The organism is Micromonospora sp. HM134, from assembly GCF_007833915.1.
GTDB lineage: Bacteria > Actinomycetota > Actinomycetes > Mycobacteriales > Micromonosporaceae > Micromonospora > Micromonospora wenchangensis.
Map to the genome: position 1 here is coordinate 6,214,157 of NZ_CP041061.1, position 23,392 is coordinate 6,237,548.

Here is a 23,392-nt window from a genome sequence, read left to right on the forward strand (position 1 = left end):
TCCGGCCCCCACCAGGTGCGCTTCACGTTCTCCACAGCGAAAGAGTGTACGGAGCCGCACACTGGTGTCCGTGAGATGCCTCGTCACCGGCGCGACCGGATACATCGGTGGACGGCTCGCGCCCCGCCTGCTGGCCGAGGGGCACCAGGTGCGCTGTCTGGCCCGTAAGGCCGGTCGGCTGCGCGACGTGCCCTGGGCGGCGCAGGCCGAGATCGCCGAGGGGGACCTGCGCCGGCCGGAGACGCTCCCGGCCGCCTTCGCCGACGTCGACGTCGCGTACTACCTGGTGCACTCGCTCGGGCAGGCCGACTTCGAGGCGGCCGACCGGGAGGCGGCCACCAACTTCGCCGAGGCCGCCGCCGCGGCCGGCGTACGCCGGATCGTCTACCTGGGCGGGCCGGAGCCGGCGGCCGGCGGCTCGACCTCGCCGCACCTGCGGTCCCGGGCCGAGGTGGCCCGGATCCTGCTGGCCGGCGAGGTGCCCACGGTGGTGCTGCGGGCCGCCGTGATCATCGGGTCCGGGTCCGCCTCGTTCGAGATGCTGCGCCACCTCACCGAACGGCTGCCGGCCATGGTCACCCCCCGCTGGGTCCGCAACCGCATCCAGCCGATCGCCGTCCGGGACGTGCTGCGCTACCTGGTCGGCTGCGCCGGCCTGCCCCCGGAGGTGGACCGGGCGTTCGACATCGCCGGCCCGGACGTGCTCACCTTCCGGGAGATGATGCAGCGGTACGCGCGGGTCGCCGGGCTGCGCCGCCGGATCATCGTGCCGGTCCGCCCGCTGACCCCGGCGCTGTCCTCGCACTGGGTGGGGCTGATCACCCCGGTGCCGAACGCCATCGCCCGCCCGCTGGTGGAGAGCCTGATCCACGAGGCGGTCGCGCACGAGCACGACATCGCCCGGTGGCTGCCCGACCCGCCGGGCGGGCTGACCGGCTTCGACGACGCCGTCGCGCTGGCCCTGACCAAGGTGCGCGACGCCCAGGTGGAGACCCGCTGGTCGAACGCGAGCGGCCCGGACGCCCCGGCCGAACCCCTGCCGTCGGACCCGGACTGGTCCGGCGGGACCGCCTACACCGACGTCCGGGAGCAGGAGGTGGCCGCCCCGCCGGCCGCGCTCTGGCGGGTCATCGAGGGCGTCGGCGGCGAGCACGGCTGGTACTCGTTTCCGCTCGCCTGGTCGGTACGCGGCTGGCTGGACCGGCTGGTCGGCGGGGTGGGGCTGCGCCGGGGCCGGCGCGATCCGCACCGCCTGCAGGTCGGCGAGGCGCTGGACTTCTGGCGGGTGGAGGAGATCGTCCCCGGGGAGCTGCTGCGGCTGCGCGCCGAGATGCGGCTGCCCGGCCGGGCCTGGCTGGAGCTGCGCGCCGAGCCGGCCGGCGACGGCCACAGCCGGTACGTGCAACGCGCCGTCTTCCTCCCCCGGGGCCTGCCCGGCCACCTCTACTGGCTGTCGGTGGCCCCGTTCCACGCCGTCGTCTTCGGCGGCATGGCCCGCAACATCGCCCGGCACACCCCAACCCCCTGATCCCCCACCTCGTGTCGATCATGGAGTTGTGGTGGACGGATCAGACCGTTTTGGTCCGTTATGCGAGCACCACAACTCCATGATCGACGGGGTGGGGCGGGGTGGGTGGGGTGGGGTGGGGTGGGGTCAGTTGCCGTCGCGGGGGGTGGGGGCGAGGCGGTAGGTGATCGACTCGTTGGGCGGGACGAAGTCGCGGACCGGGCTGTCGGCCAGGGCGGCGGCGAGGATACGGCCCACCGCGTCGACCATCCGGCTCTGCACGGCGGCGCCGACGGCGTCCCGGGGGTCGTCGGGGTTGGCGGCGATCTGGGCCACCGCGAGCTGCGGGGTGAACGCCACCACCGACTCGGTCTCGTTCCGTTCCGAACTGCCGGTCTTGCCGGCCACCGGGCGACCCAGCCCCGGGCGGAGTTGCTCGGCCGTGCCGCCGTCGCAGCGGCGGTACATCGACTGGTCGCCGACCGGGCAGCGGGCCGCGTCGGCGGCGGCGCGGGCCACCTCGGTGTCGATCACCTGCCGGCAGTCGGGCCGGCCGGCGGCCACCTCCTTCCCGGCGCTGTCGGTGATCGACACGACCGGCAGCGGCGCGCACCAGGTCCCCTCGGCGGCCACCGTGGCGTACGCGTTGGCCAGGTCGAGCGGGGTGGTGGAGGAGACGCCGAGGGTGAACGCCCCCCAGTTGCGCGCCCCGGAGCGGGCCAGCTCGGCGTCGTCGGGGGCGCGGAACCGGATGCCCAGCCGCTCGGCCATCTCGACCACCCGTTCCGCGCCGACCTTCTCGGTGAGCCAGGCGAAGTAGGTGTTCACCGACCGGCCGAAGGCGGTCCACATGGTGCGGTAGCCGTCCATCCACTCGGGGGTGGCGTTGACCGGGCACCACCGGCCGCCGCAGCTCGACCGGGGGTCGTCGGTCGGGAACCGGGTCACGATCCGGCTCGGCGCGACGAAGGCGGTCTCCAGCGGCAGCCCGGACTCCAGGGCGGCCAGCAGGGTGAACAGCTTGAACGTCGAACCGGCCTGGTAGCCCTCGATGCCGTTGCCACCGGCGACGAGCTGGTTGACCGTGTTCGGGTAGTTCTGCTGCCCGGCCGGGTTGGGGGCGACGCTGTAGTGGCGGTTCACCGCCAGGGCCAGCACCCGCCCGGTGCCGGGCTGGACCACCGCCGCCGGCGCCGCCCGGGGGTCGTCCACGTCGTAGATGCCGGTCACCTGGCGTACGGCGGCCCGCTGCACCGCCGGGTCGAGCGAGGAGACGATCCGGAAGCCGCCCCGGCGCAGGGTGTCCTGCCGTTCGGCGGCGGTCGCGCCGAAGGCGGGCTGGTCGCTCCACCACTGGGTGAACCAGTCGCAGAAGAAGCCCCAGTCGTTGCGCTGCTCGGGTACGGCGGTGCAGTCGTTCGGCGTCCGGCTGGGCCGTAGATCGAGCGGTTCCTCGCGGGCCTGCGCCGCGTCGACCGGCCCGACCTGGGCCAGCGCCACCATCCGGTCCAGCACGTACGAGCGCCGGGTCAGCGCCGCGTCGGCGTCGCCGTTGATCGGGTCGTCGGTGTCCGGGGAGCGGACCAGCCCGGCCAGCAGCGACGCCTGGGCCAGGGTCAGCCGGGCCGGGGTGGTGGAGAAGTAGCGCTTGGTGGCGGCGGCGATCCCGTACGCCCCGGCGCCGAAGTAGGCGATGTTCAGGTAGCGGGTGAGGATCTCGTCCTTGGTCAGCTCGCGCTCCAGCGCCAGGGCGTACCGCATCTCCTGGAGCTTGCGGGCGGTGCTGATCTCGGTGGCCTTCTTCCGCTGCTCCTTGGTCAACCGGGGGTCGTTGCTGAGCACGTTGCGGACATACTGCATGGTCAGCGTGGAGGCGCCCTGCCGGGCCCGGCCGTCGCGCTGGTTGACGGTGAACGCCCGGACCACGCCCCGCAGGTCGACGCCCCGGTGCTGGTAGAACCGGGCGTCCTCGGCGGCCACGATGGCCTGCCGCATCACCGGGGCCACCTTGGCCAGCGGCACGTCCACCCGGTCCTCGGTGTAGAAGGACGTGACCAGGGTGACGCCGTCGGCGGCGTACAGGGTGGACCGCTGGGCGGTGGGTGGGGTGCGCAGGGTGTTGGGCAGTTCGGCGTAGGACGAGGCGAGGCCGCCGAAGCCGAGGCCGAACACCAGCGCGAGCGGCAGGGCCGCCGCGGCCAGCACCAGGCCGGCGAGGACGCCGGCGAGCAGCACGGTGAACGCCTTGTGGAGGGCCCGGATCATCAGTACTCCCCGCAGGAGTCGTCAGGACCCGTTCAGCATGACCCGCAAAACCGCCCGAACTCTCATCTTTCCCCGAAACCGGAGGAAGTTCGCGGGACGGACACGGCGCGCGGGCCGGGACACGCCGCGCCGGTCACCCGGACGGGCCGCCGCTCAGCCGGCCGTCACGGCAGCAGGGCCGAGGTGAGCGGGTGCACCGTCTCCTCGATCTCGTCGGCCACCCGGCTGAAGCACTGGTCGCCCCGGCCCCACGGATCGTCCAGGTCGTCGGAGTGCAGCGCGCCCGCCCCCTGCCGGGCCGCGTCGACCGCCGCCACCAGGGCCACCCCCCGGGCGTACACCGCGTCCGGGGTGGCCCCGGCCGGCGGCAGGGCGGTGGTGTCCAACGCGCCGAGCAGCCGGCCGAACTCACCCAGCACGAACGTGCGCGCCGCCGCGTCCGGACGCAGCGCCACCACGTACTCCTGCTGGTCGGCGGTGGCGGTGAGGACCAGGTCGGCGGCGTCGATCAGGTCGGAACGCAGCTTGCGGGCGGCGAAACCCTCGACGTCACCACCGCGACCCAGCACCTGCCGGGCGGCCGGCGGGTTCATCTCCTCCCCCGCGTGCCACCCGCCGGTGCCGGCGCTGTGGCTGTGCAGCAGCGCGTCCGCCCCGGCCGGGTCGACGCCGAGCCGCTCCAGCCGCTCGCGGACGGCGAGCACCAGCAGCCGTTCGGCCATCGGGGAACGGCAGATGTTGCCCATGCAGACGTGCAGGACGGTGAACGGCGGCACTCAGGCTCCCCGCTCGTCGAGGATGTCCGGCGCGACGTCGCGGAGCTGGTCGAGGGTGATCGCGCCGGCCCGCAGCAGCCGGGGCGTCTCCCCGGTCAGGTCGACGATGGTGCTCGGCACCGGATCGGGACACGCCCCGGCCTCCAGGTAGACCCGCACCGAGTAGCTGAGCTGGTCGCGGGCCTCCTCCGCGGTCAACGACGGCGACTGGCCCACCTTGTTGGCCGCGGCCACCGCCATCGGGCCGGTCTCCCGCAGCACCTCCAGCGCCACCGGGTGCAGCGGCATCCGGACCGCCACCGTCCCGTCGGCGTCGCCGCCCAGGTCCCAGGCGAGGCTCGGCGAGTGCTCCACCACGATGGTCAACGCACCGGGCCAGAACGCCTCGACCAGGTCACGGGCCGCGCGGGGCAGCGAGAAGACCAGGCCGTCGAGGGTGTGCCGGGAGCCGATCAGCACCGGCGGCGCCGCCTGGCTGCCGCCCCGGGCGTCGGACAGGGCCTTGACCGCGTACGGGGTGAACGCGTCCGCACCGATCCCGTAGACCGTGTCGGTGGGCAGAACGACCAGCTCGCCGTTCTTGACCGCCTCGATCGCCGCGGCGATGCCGCGGTCCCGGTCGGCGGATGACCGACAGTCGTAGAGCATCACGAGGAGCCAGTCTGCCACGCCGACGCCGGGACGGCGTGCGGGCCGTCCGACCGGCGGGACGCGGTGGCGAACCGGGGCCGCCCGGCCAGGTCCCGGTGCGCCCGCACCGCCGTGTACCGGCCGTCGGCGGTCAGCAGCGCCGGCACCGCCCCGCCGTGCGTGTCGTCGTGCTCCACGCCCAGCTCGCCGTCGGGTCGCAGAAACTCGGCCGCCCGGCGCAGCACCGGCCGCAGCACCACCAGCCCGTCCGCCCCGCCGAACACCGCCTCGTCGGGGTCGTGCCCGGCCACCTCCGGCGGGACCGGCACCGCCCGTGGCACGTACGGCGGGTTGCACAGCAGCACGTCCACCGCGCCGACCAGGTCGGCCAGCAGCCCCGGGTCGGTGACGTCGGCGGCCACCACCTCGACCGGCCGGTCCCCGACGGCGGCCCGCTCGGCGGCGTTGCGCCGCAGCCAGGCCAGCGCGGCCGGGGACCGTTCCACCGCCACCACCCGGGCCGCCGGCACCTCCTGGGCCACCGCCAGCGCGATCGCCCCGGAACCGCTGCACAGGTCGACCACCAGCGGGTCCGGCCGGGTCAGCGCCCGGTCGATGCCCCAGCCGGCCAGCAGCTCCGTCTCCGGGCGGGGCACGAAGACGCCCGGCCCGACGGCCAGCTCCAGGTGCCGGAAGCCGGCCCGCCCGGTCAGGTGCTGCAACGGCTCGCGGTCGGCCCGCCGGGCCACCAGCGCGTCGTAGCGGGCCCGCTGGGCGGCGGTGAAGCCGTCGGTCAGGGCCAGCCGGCCCCGGGGCACCTCCAGCACGTACGCGGCGAGCTGCTCCGCCTCGGACCGGGCCGACGCCACCCCGGCGGCGGCGAGGGTACGGGCGGCGCGGGCCACCACGGGCGAGGTCCGCTCGCGTTCTGTCCCTTCGGACGGGTGGCGTGGGAGTGAGGTCACGCCATAATCATGAGGCGTCGTCGGTCCCGCCACGAGTGGGTGCGGCCGGGCGCACACCGACGGGAGGTTCGCCAGGTGGGGTGGCTCGACCGGGTCGATGACCAGGTTGACGCCCTGACGCATGCCCGCAGCCTCCAGGAGGCGAGCCGCTCGGCCGAGGCGGTCGGCGTCCTCGACCGGGTGCTGCGCACCACCGCCGACCCGTACACCCGGGCGGACGCGCTGGTGCAGCGGCTCTGCGCGTTGATCAACCTGGGCCGGACGGCCGAGTTCACCCGGGCCATCGAGGAGGCCTCCGGGGCGGTGCGCGACCTGCCCGAGCCCTACCTGCACGGGCACCTCAACGCGCTGGCCGCGCTCGCCGCGCACCACCAGGGCGCGCTCGACCGCTGCGTCATGCACCTGGTCCGGGCGGCCCGGGCACTGGGCGCGGCGGAGGACCGGGACCGGGACACCGCCTGGGGCTGGCACGACCTGGCGATGGCCTACTCCTACCTCAGCTTCCACGGCTACGCGCTGGGCGCGATCGAACGGGCCCGCCAGCACGGCGCCGCCGCCGGCATCCCCGAGGAGACCTTCGCCGCCCCCGGCATCCGGCTACGCAACGCCGTCGCGCTGGACCACAACGGCGACAGCGACGGCTGCCTGCGGGTGCTCCGCGACATCGCGGCCGACCTGGCCCGGTTCGTCGACGACGGGCGGGCCGACCGGCTGCGGCCGAGCAGCCTCGCCGCGTACGGCTACGCGGCGGTCCGCCGGGCGGCGCTCGGCGACGCGACCCCGGTCGGCCCGGAGCCGGCCCGGCTGCTCGACCACGGCGGGGACAGCGCCCGTGCCCGGGACATGCGCCAGCTCGGCCATGTCTGCCTGGCGGTCGCCGACGGCCGCCCGATCGAGGCGATCACCCGGCTGGACTCGGCCCGGGTGTCGGCCGAGACGCTCGGCGCGGCGGAGCTGTCCCGGCTGCGCAGCATCGCCTTCTCCCGGGCCGGCGACCACGCCGCCGCGCACCGCGCCGACCGGATGGCGTTCCGGCTGGCCGCCCAGCGCAACGACCGGCTGCGCGACGTCTACATCGACGGCATCGCGGCCCGCATCGACCACGAGGAGATGCGCCGGGAGGCCGCCCGCTACGAGGGTGAGGCGCTCACCGACCCGTTGACCGGGCTGCCCAACCGGCGGCGGCTGGAGCGCTACATCGGCTCGGTGGTGTCCCGGGGCGAGCGGGTGGTGATCGGCGTCTGCGACCTCGACGGCTTCAAGGCGGTCAACACCACCCACGGCCACCACTCCGGCGACCTGGTGCTGCAACGCATCGCCGGGGTGATCAACCGGGTGATGCGGCGGGGCGACTTCGTGGCCCGCTACGGCGGCGACGAGTTCGTGGTGGTGCTCTCCGGGGCCGGCATGGCCGAGGCTGCCGAGGTGGCCCGCCGGATCGACGCGGCGGTGCGCACCGAGGACTGGGAGTCGCTGGTGCCCGGCACCCCGGTCGGGGTGAGCATCGGGTTCGCCGAGGTCGCCGGCACCGGCACCGCGCTGCGCGACGCCCTCGGGCTCGCGTTCGAGATCGCCGACCGGGAGATGCTGCGCGCCAAGGCCCGCTCCCGCGCCTCCTGACCCTCACCCCTGGGAGTTCTCCCACCGGCCCGCCACGACACCGTCAGGCGCGCTGTGGCGGGCCGCGCCGGGCCGCTGTGCGCCGGGCCGGCCCCCGGACCGGGTCAGCGGCGGGTCAGCTCGGTGTCGCCGGCGAGCCGGGCGGCCCGGTCCGCCTCGGCGAGGGCGTCCAGGACGCCGTCCAGCTCCCCGGCGAGCGCCAGGTCGAGGTTGTACGCGGTGTAGCCGATCCGGTGGTCGGTGATCCGGTTCTGCGGGAAGTTGTAGGTGCGGATGCGCTCCGAGCGGTCCACGGTGCGCACCTGCGCCTTACGGGCGTCCGAGGCGGCGGCGTCGGCCTGCTCCTGGGCCACCGCCAGCAGCCGGGCCCGCAGGATGCGCATCGCCTGTTCCCGGTTCTGCAACTGGGACTTCTCGTTCTGGCAGGAGACCACCACGCCGGTGGGCAGGTGGGTGATGCGTACCGCCGAGTCGGTGGTGTTCACCGACTGGCCGCCCGGCCCCGACGAGCGGAACACGTCGATCCGCAGCTCGTTCGGGTCGATGGTGACGTCGACGTCCTCGGCCTCGGGCAGCACCAGGACACCGGCCGCGCTGGTGTGGATGCGGCCCTGCGACTCGGTCACCGGGACCCGCTGCACCCGGTGCACCCCGCCCTCCCACTTCAACCGGGACCAGACGCCGTTGCCGCCGTCCGGGACCCCCTTGGTCTTGATCGCCAGCGAGACGTCCTTGACCCCGCCGAGGTCGGAGTCCTGCGCGTCGATCACCTCGGTCAGCCAGCCGTGCCGCTCGGCGTACCTGGTGTACATCCGCAGCAGGTCCCCGGCGAACAGCGCGGACTCCTCGCCGCCCTCGCCGGCCTTGATCTCGATGATCACGTCCTTGGCGTCGTGCGGGTCGCGGGGGATCAGCAGCTCGGCCAGCCGCTCCTCCAGCGCCGGCAGGGTCGCCGCGATGGAGTCGGCCTCCTCGCTGAACGCCGGGTCCTCGGCGGCCAGCTCGCGGGCCGCCACCAGGTCGGCGCGGGCCTGTTCCAGCTCACCGGCGGCCTTGTGCAGCGGGACCAGCTCGGCGTAGCGGCGACCGACCCGGCGGGCGGTGTTCTGGTCGGCGTGGATGGCCGGGTCGGCCAGCCGCTTCTCCAGCTCGGCGTACTCGTCGAGGAGGGCGGCCAGGCGCTCGCTGCTCATGCGGGGGGTGCTCCTTCGACGGGTCCGGCGGCGGTGGAACGGGACACGGAGGTCACGGGTGGGCGCAACGGACGACGCCCGCGTCCGGCACGGGGCCGGACACGGGCGTCGTCGGTGGAGCTACTTGGCCTTCTTCGCCTGGACCTTGGCGTACTTCTGCTGGAACTTGGCGACCCGGCCCGCGGTGTCGAGGACGCGCTGCTTGCCGGTGTAGAACGGGTGGCAGGCGCTGCAGGTCTCGACGCTGATCGAGCCGCCCTTGGCGGTGCTGCGGGTCGTGAAGGAGTTGCCGCAGGAGCACTTGACCTCGGTCGTCGTGTACTCCGGGTGGATGTTGGGCTTCATGTCGCCTCGGTCCTTTCGTCAGGTGGTCGCCGGGTCGCCGCTGATCCCCCGCCGCCTGGTGCGCGACGGACTCGGGCGTGAACCGGAACCGGTGGCCGATTGACCAGTGTGCCATGGGCGTGAGCCGACCCGACGGGCGGGCCGCACGATCGGTCCGGCAGTGGTAACGCCCGTCCCGCCATCCGCATTCCCGCCGCTCAGGCCCCGCATTCCTCGCCCGGCGGGCGGACCGGGTGGGCTCCTCCCCCAGGTTCAGAAGCCCACCCGGCCGGGCCGCCGGGCGGCGGACGCCTCCCCAGGTTCCCCCGCCGCCCGTCGGTGGCCGGGCCCGGCCCGCTCGGCCGGGACCGGCCCGCCCCCAGTCAACCCGGCCACGTACAGAATTTTCAAGAGCCGCCAGGCCCATCGAAAGAAAAGTCCACAAACGCAATTCCCGGGTACGACGAAGGGCACGGCCGCTGCGGCCGTGCCCTTCGTGGCGGTCTCACCCGGAGCGGGTCACTCCCCCGGTGTCGACTTGGCGATCTGCATCAGGAACTCGATGTTGGTGCGGGACTGCTTGAGCCGGTCGAGCAGCAGGTCCAGCGCCGCCTGCGAGTCCAGCGAGTGCAGCACCTTGCGGAGCTTGTGGATGATGGCCAGTTCCTCCGGCGCGAGCAGGATCTCCTCCTTGCGCGTACCCGAGGCGCTGACGTCCACGGCCGGGAAGGTGCGCTTGTCGGCGATCTTCCGGTCGAGCTTCAGCTCCGCGTTGCCGGTGCCCTTGAACTCCTCGAAGATGACCGTGTCCGCCATCGACCCGGTCTCCACCAGCGCGGTGGCGAGGATGGTCAGCGAGCCGCCGTTCTCGATGTTGCGGGCCGCACCCAGGAACCGCTTCGGCGGGTAGAGCGCCGTCGAGTCGATACCACCGGACATGATCCGGCCGGAGGCCGGCGCCGCCAGGTTGTACGACCGGCCGAGCCGGGTCACCGAGTCGAGCAGCACGACCACGTCGTGCCCCAGCTCGACCAGTCGCTTGGCCCGCTCGATCGCCAGCTCGGCGACCGTGGTGTGGTCCTGCGGCGGACGGTCGAACGTGGCCGCGATGACCTCGCCCTTCACCGACCGCTGCATGTCGGTGACCTCTTCGGGCCGCTCGTCGACAAGGACCACCATCAGGTGGCACTCCGGGTTGTTGTGCGTGATCGCGTTCGCGATCGCCTGGAGCACCATGGTCTTGCCGGCCTTGGGCGGCGACACGATCAGCGCCCGCTGCCCCTTACCCAACGGCATCACCAGGTCGATCACCCGGGTGGTCAGGATGTGCGGCTCGGTCTCCAGCCGCAACCGCTCCTGCGGGTACAGCGGGGTGAGCTTGTAGAACTCGGGACGGCGGCGGGCCTCGTCCGGCTCCATGCCGTTGATGGTGTCCAGCCGCACCAGCGGGTTGTACTTGTCCCGCCGCTGGTCGCCGCCGCCTCCGCTGTCCCGGGCGGCCCGGACCGCGCCGGTGATCGCGTCGCCCCGGCGCAGGCCGTACTTCTTGATCTGCGACATGGAGACGTAGACGTCGTTCGGGCCGGCCAGGTAGCCGGTGGTCCGCACGAAGGCGTAGTTGTCGAGCACGTCGATGATGCCGGCCACCGGGACCAGCACCTCGTCCTCGCCGACCTGCGGCTCCCGGCCACCGCCGGTGTCGTTGCCGCCCTCGGCCCGGTCACCCCGGCCCCGACGACGGTCCCGGAACCGGCTGCGCCGGCCCCGCCGGCCGCCGCCCTCGTCGTCGTCGGAGTCGTCCCGGTTGTCGCGCTGACCACGGTCGCCACCCCGGTCGTTGCGGTCGGCCCGCTCGCCCCGGTCGTTGCGGTCGCCCCGGTCGCTGCGCTCGGTCCGCTCCGCCCGGTCGTTACCGGCCCGCTCGGCCCGCTCGCCCCGGTCGTTGCCCGCGCGCTCGGCCCGGTCACCACGGCCGGCCCGGTCGTTGTCCGTCCGCTCGGCCCGGTCGTTACCGGTCCGCTCGGTCCCGGTCCGCTCGTTACCGGCCCGCTCGGTCCCGGCGCGCTCGCCACGGTCCCGGCCGGTACGACCCTCGGCCCGCTCGGGACGCTCACCGGCCTCGACCGGCGGCTCCTCGGTACGGGTCTCGACGGGCCGTGCCTCGGCGGCCGGCCGCGACTCGGCGGTGCTGGCCCGGCTGCGCCGGGTCCGGGTCCGACCCTCGGTCTCGGTGGTGGCGGCAGGGGTGGCCGACGCCGGCTCGGCGGCACGCTCCGGGGTCACCTCAGCGTGCACCTCCTCCCGGACGGGAGCAGCCGCAGCCGCCACCTCGGCCCGCGGTCGAGGGGTGCCGGTCGCGGCGCCGCCCTGCTGCCGCTCGGAGATCGCGCTGATCAGCTCGCCCTTGCGCATGCGAGCGGTCCCGGAGATGCCGAGCGACGCGGCCAGGCTCTGCAGCTCCGGCAGCAGCATCGCCGACAGACCGGTACCGCTGCGCCGACGGCGGGCGGGGGCGGCGGTGGTGGCATCGCCAGCGACGTTGGAAACATCCGACGTCACGTCGGTGGTGTCGCTCAATGGATTCCTTCCCTCGATAGGCCGGGACTGCCCGGGATCGACAAGCAAGGTGGCCGGGCGGCCTCGGTGCACCCGCCTCGCATGACGCGTCGCGGGAGTCTGTGGCACAGCAGCCGGGCGGTTTCCCAACTCACCAACGTCGGTGAGCAGGTCTCGCCGTCTGCGGCGACCTGCGGAAACTGCGGTGCGGCGTGGGCCTTGGCAGGGGTGACGGGCTGACCGCCGAGAGCTTCGGGGTGCGCCGACCCGCAGAGAGATCGCGTGCTTCGCGGCTGTGCTGAGTCTAGAGCGTAATCAACTCTTCCGACCTGCGGCAACAGGGTCCCGCTCGGCGTGTCCCAGTCTACCCCGTGCGAGCGTCGCTCCGCGCACCTCTACCGGCAACCGCCAGACTTCCCATTCTGTTCCCGGGTCGAACCCGTCGGGCGGTGCGGTGAACGCCAGCACCGTCGGGCCCGCCCCACTGACCACAGCCGCCACACCGGCCGCACGCAACTCGCTGACCAGTGCGGCGGTCTGTGGCATTCCCGCCGCACGGTAGTCCTGGTGCAGCCGGTCGACGGTGGCCGGCAGCAGCAGCTCCGGCGCGGCGGTCACCGCGTGCACCAGCAACGCCGACCGGCCCGCGTTCAGCGCCGCGTCCCCGTGCGGCACCGTCGCCGGCAACGCCGCCCGCGCGGTGGCCGTCAGCCCCCGCACGGCCGGCACGAAGACGGTGGGCGAGACCCCGGGCGCGACCGGCAGCGAGACCGCCCGGCCACCGGTCGGCTCCGTCCAGGCGATGGTGAACCCGCCGAGCAGGCACGGCGCGACGTTGTCCGGATGCCCCTCGATCTCGGCGGCCAGCCGCAGCACCGCCTCGTCGTCGAGCCGCTGCGCGCCGTCGGCGACCAGCCCCCGGGCCAGCAGCACCCCGGCCACGATCGCCGCCGAGGAGGAACCCAGGCCCCGGGCCTGCGGAATCCGGTTCACGCACTCCAGGGCCAGCCCCGGCGGCTGCGCGCCGAGCAGGTCGAAGGCCGCCCGCATGGCCACGACCACCAGGTGCCGGTCGTCCGGCGGCAGGTCGCCGGCGCCCTCGCCGGTCACCGCCACCCGGACGCCGTCCGGGGTCACCTCGGCGGCCACGTCGTCGTGCAGGGCGAGGGCGAGCCCGAGGGCGTCGAACCCGGGGCCCAGGTTGGCGCTGGTCGCGGGCACCCGCACCCGCACCGGCCCGGAGGTGAAAGTCGTCGGCACGGGATCATGCTAGGGCCCGGGACCGACGGGGACCGCCTCGCCCGGAAGGTGGAACTGGATCAGCTCGGCTAGCCTGACGCCGATCCATCGACCGGTCGGGAGGCGACGTGGCAATGCTCGGTTACCGGCTCACCCAGGTGCTGGGGCACCTACCCATCCTGCTGACCCTGCTGACCGTCCTGGTGCTCGGCGCCACCGCCGGCCGCCGGCTGCCCGGCCGGTCCCGGTCGTTCCTGCTCGCCGGGGCCGTCGTCCTGCTGCTGCTGGAACTGCTCACCACCGCCTGGGTCGCGGCCCTGCCGGACTTGATCCGCTCCGGCGGGATACGGCAGTACCAGATGTGGAGCCTCGCCGTCAGCGCGGTCGGCTGGATCGGCTACCCGATCGGCCTGGGCCTCATCGTCGCCGCCGTCTTCGTCGGCCGCCGCGCCGCGTCCCCGTCCCCCGTGCCCGGTCAGCCGTGGGGCACCTGGACGCCGCCGGCCGGTGGCCCCCCGACCGGGCACCCGGGTGGCCCGCCGCCCGGCTACGCCGCCGGTCAGGCCGCGGAGCACCCGGGTCGGGGCGCGTGGGGCGGGAGCGACCACCCGCCGGCCGCCCCGCCACAGGCCGACCGCGCCGACTGAGCCGGATCGACCGCGCCGCCTCCGGCCGTCAGCGGACGGTCGACGGGTCGCCCCCGGTGGCCGGGTCGGTGAGCGAGAGCCGGCGGGTGGCGATCCGCCAGCCCACCGCGTACACGACGGTGACCAGGCCGCAGCCGGCCAGCACCACCCGCTCGTCGACCCGGTCGACCACACCGGCCACCACCAGCTGACTGACCGAGATGGCCAGGGTCGCCAGCATCATGTCGGTGGCGAACACCCGGCCGCGCAGCCGGTCCGGCACCTCGCCCTGGAGGGCGAAGTTCGACAGGACCCAGTTGCTGCCGCCGCCGAAGTGGGCCACGAAGACCAGCAGCAGCACCAGCGGGAACCAGCTCGCCACCGCCGCGCCCAGGTAGGCCAGCCCGTACAGCGACATCGACAGGGCCAGGCCGGGCAGCAGCCAGGCCCGGTTGGTCAGCACCCGGCTCATCAGGATCGGCCCCACCAGCGCCCCCGCCCCGCGCGCCGCGAAGAGCAGGCCGGTGCCGACCGGCCCCGCCCCGTACACGGCGGCCAGCAGGGGGAAGACGGTCAGCACGCCGTTGCCCAGCCCCACCGCCGACTTCACCGTCACCAGCGCCAGCACCCGGGGCCGGTGCCGGATGTGCCCCAGCGCCTCGCGGATCGCCGTCCAGGTGCGCGGCGTCGACCGGTCGGCCTCCCGGGCGGCCTGCAACGGCCGGCGGATCAGCGCCGCCAGGCCCGCCGCCGCCACCAGGCCGACCACCCCCACCCAGAAGCAGGCGTACGGCCCGACGGCCGCGGTCAGCACGCCACCGAGGGACGCCCCGACCACGGTCATCGTCCCCCAGGCGGAGCCGGCGACGGCGTTGCCGACGGCCAGGTCGGCCGGATCGAGCACGTTGGGCAGGGCGGCCTGGGCGGCCGGCGAGTAGAACGCCTTGCCGACCGCCACCGCCGTGATCGCCACCATGGCCAGCCAGGCCGTACCGGCGTTGCGGACACCGAGCAGCAGCAGCACACCGAGCAGCGTCACGCCGTTCGCGGCCATCATGATCTTCCGGCGGTCGAACCGGTCGGCGATGGTCCCGGTGTACGGCAGCAGCAGCGCCAACACCCCGGTGTCCAGCGCCAGCACCAGGGCGCCCCACACCCCGCTGCCGGTCAGCTTCGGCAGCAGCACCAGCAGCGGCACCATGACGAACCAGTCGGCGCCGAAGACCACCAGCTCGGCGAGGAAGAGATTGCGGAAGTCCCGGTTACGGACGAGAACGGAGAGCGGAGAGGACACGTGCCCGGACCCTACCCCCCGGGTCGGGAGCCGGTCGGATGGCCCAGCAGCTGGGAGACCGTGACGAAGGTGTACCCCCGGGCCCGCAGGCCGGTGATCATCGAGTCCAGTCCCCGCAACGCCACCTGACGGTTCTCCGGGCCCGCGTCGTGGGCGAGCAGGATGGTGCCCGGCACGACGTCGGACACGATGCGCCGGGCGTGCCCCGCCGGGTCGTCCGGGTACTCCCCCTCCACCATCTGCAACGACCAGAGCACGACCCGGTAGTCGAGGCGTACGGCGGCGTGCAGCACCCCGCCGCCCAGGTGCCCGTACGGGGGCCGGAGCAGCCGGGGCGGCGTTCCGGTGACCTCGGCGATGGCCTCGTGCGACCGGCGCAGGTCGTCGTGCACGTCGGCGGCGGCCAGCCGCGCCAGGTCCCGGTGCCGCCAACTGTGGTTGCCCACCTCGTGCCGGGCCAACCGCCCCCGGATCAGCCCGGCGTGCCGGCGCACCCGCTCCCCGACCAGGAAGAAGGTCGCCGGCACCGCGTGGCTGTCCAGGGTGTCCAGCACGGTCGGCGTCCACCGCGGCAGCGGACCGTCGTCGAAGGTCAGCGCGACCAGCCGTCGCGTGGCCGGGGCGTGCCACACCACCTGGAGCCCGCCGGAGCCGACGTCCTGCCGCCGGTTGCCGACGGTGGCGCTGGCCGGGCCGGCGGACAACGGCAGGTGCCGGTCGGCCAGCCAGGCCCCCTGGGACATGCCGGCGGCCCCCAGCGCGACGCCGCCGGCCAGCAGTGCCCCGCCGCCCAGCACCCGTCGCCGGCCCCACCGCCCGCCGCCCGGCCCGGCCGGCTCCGCCCGATCTACGTCCATCACCCAGGGTGGATCGACGATGACCGACAGTAGAGGAACACAGGGGTGACCGTACCCGGTGAACGGCCGGCTGTCCCGGGCGCGACGCGACGCGCCCCCGGCCCGGTGACCCCGGACCGGGGGCGCGTCGTGGCGCGTCGGCGGCCCTCCCCCGACCCGGTCGCGGCGGGTCGGGGGCGGCCGCTGCGACGCGGCCGGGCGGGACTACTCGGTCGGTGGCAGCGGCGACCGGCGGCTCTTCGGCAGCCGCAGCACCTCGAACTGGTCGGTGCCGTCCACCAGCGCGGCCGACGGGGCCGGTCGGGCCGGCGGTCCACCCGACGCCTCGGCCGCCGGGGCACCCACCGGCGTCGGCACCTCGGCGTCCGGCTCGGCGGGCGTCCCGGTGGGGCCGCCCTCGTCGGAGGTCCGTCCCCGCCGGCCGGCCCGCCGCTCGCGCAGCGACTCCTTGGTGCGTTCCACCATCGTGTAGAGGGTCGGCACCAGGACCAGGGTGAGCAGGGTCGAGCTGAGCAGGCCACCGATCACCACCACCGCGAGCGGCTGGGAGATGAAGCCGCCCTCGCCGGTCAGCCCGAGGGCCATCGGCAGCAGCGCGAAGATCGTGGCCACCGCCGTCATCAGGATCGGCCGCAGCCGACGCCGGCCGCCCTCGACCACCGCCTCGGTGATGCCCATCCCCTGCGCCCGGTACTGGTTGATCAGATCCAGCAGCACGATCGCGTTGGTCACCACGATGCCGACCAGCATCAGCACGCCGATCAGCGCCGGCACGCCCAGCGGGGTCCCGGTGACCAGCAGCAGGGCGATCGCGCCGGTCGCCGCGAACGGGATGGAGATCAGCAGGATCAGCGCCTGGGTGATGCTCCGGAACGTCGCCACCATGATCAGGAAGACGATCGCGATGGCGGCCAGCACGGCCAGCCCCAGGTCGCCGAAGGCGTCCTCCTGCTGGGCGCTCGCGCCACCCACGGCGATCGTCGCCCCCGGCACGTCCACGTCGTCCAGCCGCTTCTTCAGCTCGGTGGTGGTCGCACCGAGGTTCGAGCCGGTGGCCGTGCCGGTCACCGAAACGCTGCGCTCACCGTCGATCCGGGTGATCTGCTGCGGCCCCTCGCCCCGGGTGACGTCGGCGATGTCGTCCAGCTTCACCGGGCCCACCGGCAGCGCCCGCAACTGCTCCTCGGTCAGCGGCGGGGCCGCCGTCGTCCGCAGCACCACGTCCTGCTGCCCGCCGTCGAGGGTCACCCGACCCAGCGGGCTGCCCCGGTACGCCTGCGACACCAACTGCCCGACCGCCGCCTCGCTGAGCCCCACCCGGGCCGCCGCCAGCCGGTCGACCGTCACGTCGACCCGGGGCACCCGGTCGGCCAGGCTGGTGGCCACGTCCTCGACGCCGGGGGTGCCCGCCATCGCCGCCCGGACCTGGTCGGCGGCCCGGTTCAGGGTGTCGGTGTCGGCGGCCTGGACGACCACCTCCAACTGGCTGCCCGAGGTGCCGCCCTGCCCGTTGTCGAAGCTCAGCTCACCCGCGCCGGACCCGAGCCGGTCGAACTCCCGGCGCAGGACCTCCTTCATCTCCTTGGCGTCGGTGTCCCCACCGAGCGCCACCGACCAGCGGGCGGTGTTGTTGCCGCCGCCGCCCAGCCACGGCTGGTCACTGCCGCCCGCGCTCACCTGGTAGGTCTCGACCCCGTCGGTGCGCGCCAGCACCCCCTCGACCAGGCGGGCGGCCTCGTCGGTGGCGGCCAACCCGGACCCCGCCGGCAGCTTCTGGCTGATGCTCAGGGTGTCCTGGCCGGAGTCGTCGAGGAAGTTGGTCTCCAGCTTCTGGGCCAGCCCGAACGTGCCGAACAGCAGCAGGATGCCCACCGCCACGGTGATCCAGCGGGTCCGGCGGGTCCGGGTGGCGAACCCGATCGCCGGCAGGTACGCCCGCTGCAACGGGCTGCGCAGTTCCTTCTCCTCGGCGGCCCGGCGCACCGCCTCGTCCGCCCCGTCCCGCGGCGGCTTGAGGAACCAGTACGCCAGCACCGGGATCACCGTCAGCGACACCAGCAGCGAGGCGAGCAGGGCCACCGTGACGGTGATCGCGAACGGGGCGAAGAGCTGCCCGACGAAACCACCCACCAGCGCGATCGGGGCGAACACCGCGACCGTGGTGAGCGTCGACGCGGTCACCGCCCCGGCCACCTCGCGGACGGCGGTGACGATCGCGTCCCGCTTCGGTTCGCCGTACTCCAGGTGGCGTTTGATGTTCTCCAACACCACGATCGAGTCGTCCACCACCCGCCCGACTGCGATGGTGAGCGCGCCCAGGGTGAGCAGGTTGAGCGAGTAGTCGCCGATCCAGAGGGCGAGCAGCGCCACCACCACCGACAGCGGGATGGAGACCGCGGTGACCAGGGTGGACCGGACCGACAGCAGGAAGACCAGGATCACCACGACCGCCATCAGCAGGCCGAGCAGCCCCTCGGTGGTCAGGCTCTCGATCGACTTCTCGACGAACGGGGCCTGGTCGAACACGATGGTCAGCTCGGCGCCCGAGGCGGACCGCAGGTCGTCCAGCCGGTCCCGGATGTCGTGCGAGATCCGTACGGCGTTGCCGTCCTGGGCGGCCGTGACCTGGACCCCGATGCTCTCCTTGCCGTTGGTGCGGGTGATCGCGGTGGCCGGGGCGAGCTGCTGCTCGACGGTCGCCACGTCACCGAGCCGGACCGGGGCGGCCTTCGGCGCGGTCGGGGTGAGCGCGATGCCCCGCAGCTGGTCGAGGGTGGTGACCGGAGCGCCCACCTGCACCGGCAGCGCGGTGGTGCCGTCGACGACCGCGCCGGCCGGGACGGCGATGCCGTTGGACTTCAGCGCGGTGGCGATCGCGGTCGGGGTCAGCTTGGCGGCGGCGAACTTCGCCGGGTCCGGCACGATCGTCACGACCTGCTCGCGGGTGCCGGTGACGGCGACCGTGCGGACCCCGTCGATCCCCTCCAGCTCCGGCACCACCGTGTCGCGCAGCTTGGCGGCGAGGGCCTGCTCGTCACCGCCGCCGGTGGCGGCCAGCACCACGGCCGGCAGGTCGTCGGTGCTGCCGGTGATGACCTGCGGGTCGACCTCATCGGGCAGTTGCGCGTCGACCCGGCTCAGCGCGGTCTGCATCTTGTTGGCCACGTCGTCGATGTCCGTGCCGAAGACGAACTCCACCGCGATCGTCGCCGACCCCTCCCGCGAGGTGGAGGTGACCTTCTCCAGCCCGGGGATGCTCTGGAGGCTGTTCTCGATCGGCTCGGCGACCTGCGCCTCGACGATCTCCGGCGAGGCACCCGGGTAGACCGCGACGACGAACGCGCCGGGGAACTCCAGCGAGGGCAGCAACTGCTGCTTGAGCGAGGGGACGGTGAACGCCCCGAACGCCGCGGTCACCACCGCGATCAGGGCGACGAGCCCCCGGTTGGCGAGGCTGGATCTGGCGAGCAGCGACATCGGCGTGGCTCACTCCTGGGAGAGGGGACAGGCGTAGGGAAAGTCTGCCCGACCCGGTCTCCCCCACCCGTCACGGGGTGGTCACCCGACGGCCGGGGCGACGGGGACGGCACCGGGCCGTCACCGTCGCCCGGCGCGGGGCGGGGATCAGGCCAGGTCGAGGGAGCGGGCGGCGGTCAGGGCGTCGTTGGCGATGGTGATCGGGGCGGGGGCGGTGGAGATCGCCCACTCCGGGTCCTTCAGGCCGTGGCCGGTGACCGTGCACACCACCGTCGCCCCGGCCGGCACCCGGCCCTCGGCCCCCTGCTGGAGCAGACCCGCCACGCTGGCCGCGCTGCCCAGCTCGACGAAGACCCCCACCTCGCGGGCGAGCAGCCGGTACGCCGCCAGGATCTCCCGGTCGGTCACGGCGGCGATCAGCCCCTGCGAGGCGTCCCGGGCGTCGAGCGCCTTGGTCCAGCTCGCCGGGTTGCCGATCCGGATGGCGGTGGCGATCGTCGACGGCTCCGGCACCACCTGACCGCTGACGATCGGGGCCGCCCCGGCGGCCTGGAAGCCGTACATCTTCGGGGCGCGGGTGGCGTTGCCGTCGCGCAGGTCCTCCGAGTAGCCCATCCAGTAGGCGGAGATGTTGCCGGCGTTGCCGACCGGCAGGCAGTGGATGTCGGGGGCGTCACCGAGCGCCTCGACGATCTCGAAGGCGGCCGTCTTCTGGCCGTGCAGCCGGTCCGGGTTGACCGAGTTGACCAGGGCGACCGGGAAGTCCTGGGCGAGCTTCGAGGCCAGTGCGAGACAGTCGTCGAAGTTGCCCTGCACCTGGAGCAGCTTGGCCCCGTGCACCAGCGCCTGGGCCAGCTTGCCCAGCGCGATCTTGCCCTGCGGCACCAGCACCGCGCAGGTGATCCCGGCCCGGGCCGCGTACGCGGCGGCGGAGGCGCTGGTGTTGCCGGTGGAGGCGCAGATGATCGCCTTGTCGCCGGCCTCGACCGCCTTGGAGACGGCGACCGTCATCCCCCGGTCCTTGAACGAGCCGGTCGGGTTGGCCCCCTCGACCTTCAGGTAGACGTCCGCGCCGAGCCGGGCGGAGAGCGCCGGCGCGGGCAGCAGCGGGGTGTTCCCCTCGTGCAGGGTGACCACGGGCGTGGCGTCGGTGACCGGCAGCCGGTCCCGGTACGTCTCGATCAGGCCCCGCCACATGTCGCTCTCCTCGCCTCTGCCGCCCCGGTCGTGCCGGGGCCCCTGCCAGCCTGGACCAGCCTCGTCGACCGGCCTCCGGCACACCCGCCGATAACCATCAGGCGAGACGCCCGGTCATGCCCCGCCCTCGACCCGCAGCACGCTCGCCACCGACCGGACGATGTCCAGCCCGCGCAGCTCCCGTACCGTCGCGGCGAGCGCGGCGTCCGGGGCGACGTGGGTGACGATGACCAGGTCGGCGTCCTCGCCACGGCCGGCCGGGCCGCCGCCGGCCGGCCCCTGCCGGACGGTGGCGATGGAGACGTCGTGCCGGGCGAACACCCCGGCCACCGCCTGGAGCACACCCGGCCGGTCGACCACGTCGAGACTGATGTGGTAGCGGGTCAGCGCCTCGCCCATCGGCCGGACCGCCAGGTCGGCGTAGGCGGACTCGCTGGCCGCGTACGCTCCGGCGAGCCGGTTGCGGGCCACCGCCACCACGTCGCCGAGGACCGCGCTGGCGGTCGGCGCCCCGCCCGCCCCCCGCCCGTAGAACATCAACTGCCCGGCCGCCTCGGCCTCGACGAAGACCGCGTTGAACGCGTCGCCGACGCTGGCCAGCGGGTGGGTCAGCGGGATCATCGCGGGGTGCACCCGGACGCTGACCGTCTCCCGGCCGGCGGCGTCGGTGCCCCGGGCGGCGATGCAGAGCAGCTTGATGGTGCAGCCCATCGCCTTGGCGCTGGCCATGTCGGCGACGGTGACCTCGGTGATGCCCTCCCGGTGCACGTCGGCGGCGGTGACCCGGGTGTGGAAGGCGAGCGAGGCCAGGATGGCGGCCTTCGCGGCGGCGTCGAAGCCCTCCACGTCGGCGGTCGGGTCGGCCTCGGCGTACCCCAGTTCGGTCGCCTCGTCGAGCGCCTCGGCGAAGCCGGCGCCGGTGGCGTCCATCGCCGAGAGGATGAAGTTGGTGGTGCCGTTGACGATGCCGGTGACCCGGTTGATCCGGTCGCCGTGCAGCGACTCACGCAGCGGACGCAGCAGCGGGATCGCCCCGGCCACGGACGCCTCGTAGTAGAGGTCGGCACCGCCCTCGGCCGCCGCGTCGTGCAGTGCCGCGCCGTCCTCGGCGAGCAGCGCCTTGTTGGCGGTGACCACGCTCTTGCCGGCGCGCAGCGCCTCCACCAGCCAGCTCCGCGCCGGCTCGATGCCGCCGACCACCTCGACGACGACGTCCACGTCGTCGCGTTTGATCAGGCCGAGCGGGTCGGTGGTGAACAGCGCCGGGTCGACGGGGAGGTCACCCCGGTCCCGGCCGACGCGGCGCACGGCGATACCGGCGATCTCCAGCGGAGCACCGATCCGGGCGGTCAGGTCGGCGGCCTGCTCGTGCAGCAGCCGGACCACCTCGCTCCCGACCGTTCCGCAGCCGAGCAGGGCCAAGCGCACAGGTGACGTCATCCCACATCCAAAGCGAGCAGGTCTTCTTCGGTCTCCCGCCGTACGATCAGCCGGGCTCGGCCGTCACGCACCGCTACCACCGGAGGGCGGGGCACATGGTTGTAGTTGCTGGCCATGCTCCGGCAGTACGCCCCCGTGCCGGGGACCGCGACAAGATCTCCGGGCTGCACGTCGGCGGGCAGGAATTCATCCTTCACCACGATGTCCCCGGACTCACAGTGCTTTCCCACCACGCGGGCCAGCAGCGGCTCGGCGGTCGAGGTCCGGTCGGCGAGCGTCGCCGAGTACGACGCGTCGTAGAGGGCGGTCCGGATGTTGTCGCTCATCCCGCCGTCCACGCTGACGTAGGTGCGCAGCCCGTCGACGTCCTTGACGGTGCCGACCGTGTAGAGGGTGAACACGGCGGGGCCGACGATGGCCCGGCCCGGCTCGATCGACAGGTGCGGGACGGCCAGGTTCTCCGCCGCGCACTCCGAGTCGACGATCTTGCGGAGCCGCTTGGCCAGCTCGGCCGGGGGCGACGGGTCGTCCTGGGTGGTGTACGCGATGCCGAAGCCGCCGCCCAGGTCCAGCTCGGGCAGCTCCACCCCCCGGGCGTCGCGGATCTGCGCCTGCAGGGCGAGCACCCGACGGGCGGAGACCTCGAAGCCGCTGGTGTCGAAGATCTGCGAACCGATGTGCGAGTGCAACCCGCGCAGGTCCAGCACGCCCTCGTCGATGACCCGGAAGGCCGCCGCGGCGGCGGCCCCGCCGGCCAGCGAGAAACCGAACTTCTGGTCCTCGTGGGCGGTGGCGATGAACTCGTGGGTGTGCGCCTCCACCCCGACGGTGACCCGGATCAGCACCCCGGGGCGGACCCCGCGCTCCCGGGCCAGCGCGGTGAGCCGGTCGATCTCGGTGAACGAGTCGAGGATGATCCGCCCCACCCCGGCGTCCAGCGCCCGGGTCAGCTCGGCGACGGACTTGTTGTTGCCGTGGAAGCCGATCCGCTCCGCCGGCATCCCCGCCGACAGCGCGGTGGCCAGCTCGCCGCCGGAGCAGACGTCCAGGTGCAGGCCCTCCTCGGCGATCATCCGGACCACCGCCCGGCAGAGGAACGCCTTGCCGGCGTAGTAGACGTCCACGTCGGGGAAGGCGTCCCGAAACTCCCGGGCGCGCGAGCGCAGGTCGTCCTCGTCGAGGACGTACGCCGGGGTGCCGTACCCGGCCGCCAGCTCGCGGACGTCGAGACCCGCGACGGTCAGCGCGCCGTCCGCGCCGCGCTCGACCTGGCGCGGCCAGAGCTGCGGCACCAGGGCGTTGACGTCGGCCGGGGGACGCAGCCAGGCCGGCCCCCGGTGGCCGATGTCACCGTGCAGGGCACCGGCTTCGTGCGCACGCATCTACTCGTCTCCGCTTCGCGTCTGGGGGGCCCGCCCGCCCGCTT

The 23,392-nt window shown here is 74.1% G+C and carries 17 protein-coding genes; 3 read left to right on the forward strand and 14 right to left on the reverse strand.

Translation table 11 applies throughout. The annotated features are described in order from the left end of the window. The first annotated feature begins 70 nt into the window (after positions 1-70). On the forward strand, positions 71-1,528 hold the full coding sequence (locus FJK98_RS26930) for an SDR family oxidoreductase (protein ID WP_145921460.1): 1,458 nt from the start codon (positions 71-73) through the stop codon (positions 1,526-1,528). 126 nt (positions 1,529-1,654) lie between these two features. On the opposite strand, the gene FJK98_RS26935 is transcribed toward FJK98_RS26930, so the two are convergent. The 4 genes from FJK98_RS26935 to prmC form a co-directional block, all read right to left on the reverse strand. Beyond that, positions 1,655-3,772: a transglycosylase domain-containing protein gene (locus tag FJK98_RS26935; protein ID WP_145921461.1), complete on the reverse strand. Its 2,118-nt coding sequence runs from the start codon at positions 3,770-3,772 to the stop codon at positions 1,655-1,657. A 164-nt stretch (positions 3,773-3,936) separates the two neighbouring features. Continuing rightward, complete coding sequence (locus FJK98_RS26940; protein ID WP_145921462.1) at positions 3,937-4,548, reverse strand: phosphotyrosine protein phosphatase; 612 nt, start codon at positions 4,546-4,548, stop codon at positions 3,937-3,939. Next, the gene (locus FJK98_RS26945; protein WP_145923016.1) at positions 4,549-5,196 is read right to left on the reverse strand and encodes an L-threonylcarbamoyladenylate synthase; all 648 of its coding nucleotides are present in this window, start codon (positions 5,194-5,196) and stop codon (positions 4,549-4,551) included. Continuing rightward, positions 5,196-6,143 carry a peptide chain release factor N(5)-glutamine methyltransferase gene (gene prmC / locus FJK98_RS26950; RefSeq protein ID WP_205789223.1) on the reverse strand — a complete coding sequence of 316 codons (948 nt, stop codon included), beginning with the start codon at positions 6,141-6,143 and terminating at the stop codon, positions 5,196-5,198. The genes FJK98_RS26945 and prmC overlap by 1 nt, the downstream gene beginning before the upstream one ends. A 75-nt stretch (positions 6,144-6,218) precedes the next feature. Between prmC and FJK98_RS26955 the strand changes: the two genes are divergently transcribed. Further along, positions 6,219-7,763, forward strand: a complete 1,545-nt coding sequence (locus FJK98_RS26955) for a GGDEF domain-containing protein (RefSeq protein ID WP_145921463.1) — start codon at positions 6,219-6,221, stop codon at positions 7,761-7,763. Between the two features lie 104 nt (positions 7,764-7,867). Here the strand turns inward: FJK98_RS26955 and prfA are convergent, their stop codons facing one another. The 4 genes from prfA to thrB form a co-directional block, all read right to left on the reverse strand. Further along, on the reverse strand, positions 7,868-8,956 hold the full coding sequence (gene prfA / locus FJK98_RS26960; protein ID WP_145921464.1) for a peptide chain release factor 1: 1,089 nt from the start codon (positions 8,954-8,956) through the stop codon (positions 7,868-7,870). Positions 8,957-9,076: 120 nt separating this feature from the next. Then, the gene (gene rpmE, locus FJK98_RS26965) at positions 9,077-9,301 is read right to left on the reverse strand and encodes a 50S ribosomal protein L31 (protein WP_088642795.1); all 225 of its coding nucleotides are present in this window, start codon (positions 9,299-9,301) and stop codon (positions 9,077-9,079) included. Between the two features lie 498 nt (positions 9,302-9,799). After that, entirely contained in the window at positions 9,800-11,857 is a 2,058-nt protein-coding gene (rho, locus tag FJK98_RS26970) for a transcription termination factor Rho (protein WP_145921465.1), read from the reverse strand. 294 nt (positions 11,858-12,151) lie between these two features. Further along, entirely contained in the window at positions 12,152-13,096 is a 945-nt protein-coding gene (gene thrB, locus FJK98_RS26975; RefSeq protein WP_145921466.1) for a homoserine kinase, read from the reverse strand. A 107-nt stretch (positions 13,097-13,203) separates the two neighbouring features. Here thrB and FJK98_RS26980 point away from each other — a divergent pair, with 107 nt between their 5' ends. Then, positions 13,204-13,722 (forward strand): hypothetical protein, encoded by a 519-nt coding sequence (locus FJK98_RS26980; RefSeq protein WP_145921467.1) that lies wholly within the window; start codon positions 13,204-13,206, stop codon positions 13,720-13,722. Between the two features lie 28 nt (positions 13,723-13,750). Here FJK98_RS26980 and FJK98_RS26985 read toward each other — a convergent pair whose 3' ends face one another. The 6 genes from FJK98_RS26985 to lysA form a co-directional block, all read right to left on the reverse strand. Beyond that, the gene (locus FJK98_RS26985) at positions 13,751-14,995 is read right to left on the reverse strand and encodes an MFS transporter (RefSeq protein WP_145921468.1); all 1,245 of its coding nucleotides are present in this window, start codon (positions 14,993-14,995) and stop codon (positions 13,751-13,753) included. Positions 14,996-15,006: 11 nt separating this feature from the next. Beyond that, positions 15,007-15,852 carry a polysaccharide deacetylase family protein gene (locus tag FJK98_RS26990; protein ID WP_145923017.1) on the reverse strand — a complete coding sequence of 282 codons (846 nt, stop codon included), beginning with the start codon at positions 15,850-15,852 and terminating at the stop codon, positions 15,007-15,009. Between the two features lie 204 nt (positions 15,853-16,056). Then, on the reverse strand, positions 16,057-19,329 hold the full coding sequence (locus FJK98_RS26995; RefSeq protein ID WP_145921469.1) for an efflux RND transporter permease subunit: 3,273 nt from the start codon (positions 19,327-19,329) through the stop codon (positions 16,057-16,059). Between the two features lie 147 nt (positions 19,330-19,476). After that, complete coding sequence (gene thrC, locus FJK98_RS27000) at positions 19,477-20,526, reverse strand: threonine synthase (RefSeq protein WP_145921470.1); 1,050 nt, start codon at positions 20,524-20,526, stop codon at positions 19,477-19,479. Between the two features lie 114 nt (positions 20,527-20,640). After that, complete coding sequence (locus FJK98_RS27005; protein ID WP_194822939.1) at positions 20,641-21,954, reverse strand: homoserine dehydrogenase; 1,314 nt, start codon at positions 21,952-21,954, stop codon at positions 20,641-20,643. Positions 21,955-21,962: 8 nt separating this feature from the next. Further along, the gene (gene lysA, locus FJK98_RS27010; protein WP_145921472.1) at positions 21,963-23,348 is read right to left on the reverse strand and encodes a diaminopimelate decarboxylase; all 1,386 of its coding nucleotides are present in this window, start codon (positions 23,346-23,348) and stop codon (positions 21,963-21,965) included. Between the last annotated feature and the right edge of the window lie 44 nt (positions 23,349-23,392).

Excerpts from the sequence above, each read along its gene's own strand:
- FJK98_RS26935 (WP_145921461.1), bottom strand. The coding sequence starts at position 3,772 with ATGATCCGGGCCCTCCACAAGGCGTTCACCGTGCTGCTCGCCGGCGTC.
- FJK98_RS26945 (WP_145923016.1), bottom strand. The coding sequence starts at position 5,196 with ATGCTCTACGACTGTCGGTCATCCGCCGACCGGGACCGCGGCATCGCC.
- prfA (WP_145921464.1), bottom strand. The coding sequence starts at position 8,956 with ATGAGCAGCGAGCGCCTGGCCGCCCTCCTCGACGAGTACGCCGAGCTG.
- rpmE (WP_088642795.1), bottom strand. The coding sequence starts at position 9,301 with ATGAAGCCCAACATCCACCCGGAGTACACGACGACCGAGGTCAAGTGC.
- FJK98_RS26990 (WP_145923017.1), bottom strand. The coding sequence starts at position 15,852 with ATGGACGTAGATCGGGCGGAGCCGGCCGGGCCGGGCGGCGGGCGGTGG.
- FJK98_RS26995 (WP_145921469.1), bottom strand. The coding sequence starts at position 19,329 with ATGTCGCTGCTCGCCAGATCCAGCCTCGCCAACCGGGGGCTCGTCGCC.
- thrC (WP_145921470.1), bottom strand. The coding sequence starts at position 20,526 with ATGTGGCGGGGCCTGATCGAGACGTACCGGGACCGGCTGCCGGTCACC.
- lysA (WP_145921472.1), bottom strand. The coding sequence starts at position 23,348 with ATGCGTGCGCACGAAGCCGGTGCCCTGCACGGTGACATCGGCCACCGG.